Source organism: Mycobacterium sp. (assembly GCF_036488105.1).
Lineage (GTDB): Bacteria > Actinomycetota > Actinomycetes > Mycobacteriales > Mycobacteriaceae > Mycobacterium.
On the sequence record NZ_DASXHW010000484.1, the window covers coordinates 1 to 4,034 of the forward strand.

Here is a 4,034-nt window from a genome sequence, read left to right on the forward strand (position 1 = left end):
GTATTTCCATCCGGCACACAACACGGCATCGGTGGCCCAGCAAGGCGGCGACGCGAAAGCGAACGTGTGCTCCGCCTACGCCAGCGCCCGACAAGCGGTGGTTATCAATACCCACCTGCAGAGCCCGAACATCAACGACCCTATTGCCGAACTTGCGGTGGCCACCAGTGCACGTTTGGCCCTCATCGGAGGCGGCTCATACCTGCACGAACGGATCGCCGCCAATAGCGCGGCCCCAGCTGATCTCGCCAAAGCCGCAACTACCATGGCCAACACCATCCAACAGCTGGGCATAAACTATCTGACCAATGCGGCACCTGATGCTCTGGCTCCAATACGAAAAGACCTCGACACCGAAATCACCCAGATCAATCAGTTGTGCAGCTAACCGACAAAGAGCGGTGCCAACCATCCGGCAAAGACCGTTGCTTTCCTAGACCTTTACGCCACGCGAACGGACGCAAGTCGGGTCGCCCAAAGGAGGCAGGAAAATGACTCGCCACCGCGACACAAAGCGAAACCGCCAGTCGCACAACGTCTTAAGACATCGCAGTCGTATCGCCGGATTCGGCGCGGCCACCGGCATGCTCATTGCTGCGGCGGTGACCCCGCCGGCCACCGCACCCGCCGCCGGCGCTGACGTGGTCAACACCGTCAGCCGTCCGGCCCTGTTCGATCCGCCCGGCGGCAACGGCGACGGCGGCCAAGGTGGCGCTGGGGGCCATGGCGGAGCTGGCGGCAACGGCGGCCATGGCGGTAACGGCGGAAGCGGAGGGGCAGGCGGGGCGCCCGGCGCAGGCGGCGCAGGCGGCGCACCCGGCCCCGGTGGCCAGCCAGGCCAACCGGGTCAACCGGGTCAACCGGGCCAGCCTGGTCAACCGGGTTGAGTCGGGCTGGCTAACGCCGCTTCTCCGGACACGTTCGCCTGCTCTGACCCGTCGATCAGCGCCGTACATCGGTACTCTGCCCGGCCCAGCAAGAAGCTGTTACGTTAAACCGCACTATCGGTCACGCCGCGGTGCGGTCATGCGGAAAGGTCGCGCATGGGGTCAGTGCTGCTCGTGCTCGCCGCGGTGCTCTTCATCGCGGCGATCGTCGTTTTCATCGCCGCGCTGCGCCGACCCAAGAAACCAAGCGGCGGCCGCGAAGATCCGCTCGCATTCACCTCCGCTGCGCCGCAGTTCGGCCCGCGGCAGCTCGGACCCGGCGCGATCGTCAGTTACGGCGGCGTCGACTACGTGGTGCGAGGCTCAGTCACCTATCGCGAGGGTCCGTTCGTCTGGTGGGAACACCTGCTGGAAGGCGGCGACGAGCCGATCTGGTTCAGCGTCGAAGACGACGACGGGCGGCTCAAGCTGGCCATGTGGACCAGCCGCAAGGAGTTGCAGCTCGAGCCCGGCGGCCAGCAAGTCGTCGACGACGTGACCTATCACGAATCGGAGCGCGGTCACGCCGGCTACACCACCGAGGGAACGACGGGCCTGCCCGCCGGCGGCGACATGGACTTCGTCGACTACACCAACGACGACGAGACCGCGCTGCTGTCCTTCGAGCGCTGGGCGCCGAGCATGCCGTGGGAGGTCTCCACCGGCAAGTCCGTGCTGACCGGCGAGCTCACCGTGTACCCGGCCCCGCCGCCGGCATCAGAGTAGGGGCCTCGCCCCGTGCCACTTCATCAGCTGTCGGTCACCCCTGCCGACGTCAGCGGTTCGGGGCTTGGGCTGGCGCTCAACGCGCCTGCCCCGCTCCCCCTGGCCACCTGCCGCCTGGACCACCCCGACGGCGGCGCGCTGGTACTAGGCGTCCTGGGCGCCTCGCACGTCATCACCGTCGAGCACGCCAGCAGCCTTTTCTCCGAGCAAGTCTCGTGCCACTTCGGCGGAGAGCTGCCCGAGCGCACTCACGCACCCGGCTATCACCTGGAGTCCCACACCGACTTTCACGACGAGGTCGCGTTCCGTCAGCTCGCGGATCAGCTGCGTCAACGCTGCGCAACCGAGATCGGTTGGCTGGGCGGCACATTCCCCGGCGACAACGCGGCGCTGACCGCGCTGGCCGCCGAACCGGACGGCGCCGGCTGGCGTTGGCAGACCTGGCACCTCTACCCCGCCCCGCCCGGCGGCACCGTCGTCTACACCACCAGCCGGTGGCGCCCATGAGCCGCAACGGCCTGTTCCTGTTGGCCCTTGGATTGGCCGTCAGCTCGGTGGTCAGCCTGGTATTCGGAATATCGATGCAGCACAAAGACATCCGCTCATATATCGCATCTCACTACCACGAATACTCGCGCGACGCCGGCGGCACCCGATATCTGTGCACGGGATCGCCCACTCAGGTGGCCGACACGCTCACCGGCTACCAGAGTCCCGCGGCGCGCGCCGACAACGCCGGCACCCAATACCTGCGCTACGACGACGCCATCGTGTCGGTCGGCGCCGACGGCACGCACCCGTGCAGCATCCGCGTCGAAGACCTGGCCGCCGGCTACAGCCACGGCGCGTTCATATTCCTCGGCCCCGGGTTCTACCCCGGGTCTCCATCGCGCGGTTCGGGTGGCAGCACCGGCGGCCCGGGCGGAACCAAATGACCCCTAACCGAACGCAATACGCGTAGGAGCGAAAAGGAGACAGTCATGTACCTGGCCGTCGAGTTGGGAACCATCGACCTCAATCCGGTCTTCAAGGGCGCACTGGCCACCATCTTGTACTTCCTGGTCGGCACAACCGTTCTGATCATGGGCTTCATCGTGGTCGACGTCCTGACCCCTGGGAAGTTGCGGCAACTGGTCTTCATCGACCGCCGCCCCAACGCGGTCATCCTTGCCTGCGCGAATTACATCGCGCTGGCCGCCGTCATCATCAGCGCGATCACGAACAGCTACAGCCAACTCGGCCAGGGACTGGTGGGTGTGGCGGTGTACGGACTGATGGGCGTTGTCCTGCAAGGGATCGCAATCCTAGCCATGCACTTCGTGATCCCGGGCGATTTTCATGAACACATCGACGAGCCCGAGCTGCACCCGGCGGCGTTCGCCACGGCCGTGATGCTGCTGGCCGTGGGGGGAGTGACCGCTGCCGCGCTGTCATGACATCGACTGAGCAGCAGCCTGATTCGCCCGCCCACGCGCCGATCGCAACCACGCGCTGGCGCGCCGTGCTGCTTGCCGCGGTCGCGGCGTGTGCGGCATGCGGCATCATCTACGAGCTCGCGCTGCTGACCTTGTCGACGAGTCTGAACGGCGGCGGCATCATCGCCACCTCGCTGATCGTTGCCGGCTACATCGCCGCACTGGGGGCCGGCGCCCTGCTGGTCAAGCCGTTACTGCATTGGGCTGCAATCGCTTTCGTCGCGGTCGAAGCACTGCTGGCCATCGTCGGCGGATTGTCGGCCACCGTGCTGTACGTGATGTTCTCGTTCGTCGGCGGGTCGCTGCTGATGCTGGCGCTGGGCACCGCGCTGATCGGTGCGCTCGTCGGCGCCGAGGTGCCGCTGTTGATGACCTTGTTGCAGCGTGGCCGCACCGCTGGTGCCACCGACACCGGGCGGACGCTGGCCAACCTCAACGCCGCCGATTACCTCGGCGCGTTGATCGGTGGGCTGGTGTGGCCATTCGTGCTGCTACCCCATCTGGGCATGATCCGTGGCGCCGCGGCGACCGGCATCATCAACCTGCTAGCCGCGGCTGTGGTGTCGATTTTCCTGCTGCGGCGGGTCGTGAGCACGCGGAAGTTGCTCACGGCGCTCGGCGCGCTGGGCGTGGCGCTGGCGCTGCTTGCCACCTTGCTGGTACGCGCCCAGGACATCGAAACGACCAGTCGCCAACGGCTTTACGCCGACCCGATCATCGCCTGGCGGCAATCCGCGTATCAGGAGATCGTCGTCACCCGCCGCGGGAACGACATGCGGCTGTATCTGGACGGCGGTCTGCAGTTCTCCACCCGCGACGAGTACCGCTACACCGAGAGCCTCGTCTATCCCGCGCTCGGTGCCGGTGCACACTCGGTGCTCGTACTGGGTGGCGGCGACGGACTGGC

Annotated in this window: 6 protein-coding genes and 1 pseudogene; all 7 read left to right on the top strand. The window is 66.6% G+C overall.

Features of this window, described 5'->3' with window-relative positions; genetic code table 11:
- Positions 1-388, top strand: a 388-nt coding sequence (locus VGH54_RS25300) for a hypothetical protein (protein ID WP_331514878.1), incomplete at its 5' end; no start/stop codon positions are given.
- Between the two features lie 103 nt (positions 389-491).
- Positions 492-887, top strand: a complete 396-nt coding sequence (locus VGH54_RS25305; RefSeq protein ID WP_331514879.1) for a hypothetical protein — start codon at positions 492-494, stop codon at positions 885-887.
- 156 nt (positions 888-1,043) lie between these two features.
- Entirely contained in the window at positions 1,044-1,652 is a 609-nt protein-coding gene (locus VGH54_RS25310; RefSeq protein ID WP_331514880.1) for a DUF4178 domain-containing protein, read from the top strand.
- 12 nt (positions 1,653-1,664) lie between these two features.
- Positions 1,665-2,159, top strand: a complete 495-nt coding sequence (locus tag VGH54_RS25315; protein WP_331514881.1) for a DUF2617 family protein — start codon at positions 1,665-1,667, stop codon at positions 2,157-2,159.
- On the top strand, positions 2,156-2,587 hold the full coding sequence (locus VGH54_RS25320; protein WP_331514882.1) for a DUF4247 domain-containing protein: 432 nt from the start codon (positions 2,156-2,158) through the stop codon (positions 2,585-2,587). The genes VGH54_RS25315 and VGH54_RS25320 overlap by 4 nt, the downstream gene beginning before the upstream one ends.
- A 45-nt stretch (positions 2,588-2,632) precedes the next feature.
- On the top strand, positions 2,633-3,088 hold the full coding sequence (locus VGH54_RS25325) for a DUF350 domain-containing protein (RefSeq protein WP_331514883.1): 456 nt from the start codon (positions 2,633-2,635) through the stop codon (positions 3,086-3,088).
- Positions 3,085-4,034, top strand: a pseudogene (locus VGH54_RS25330) (spermidine synthase); the annotation flags it as partial. The gene VGH54_RS25325 and the pseudogene VGH54_RS25330, both read left to right, overlap by 4 nt.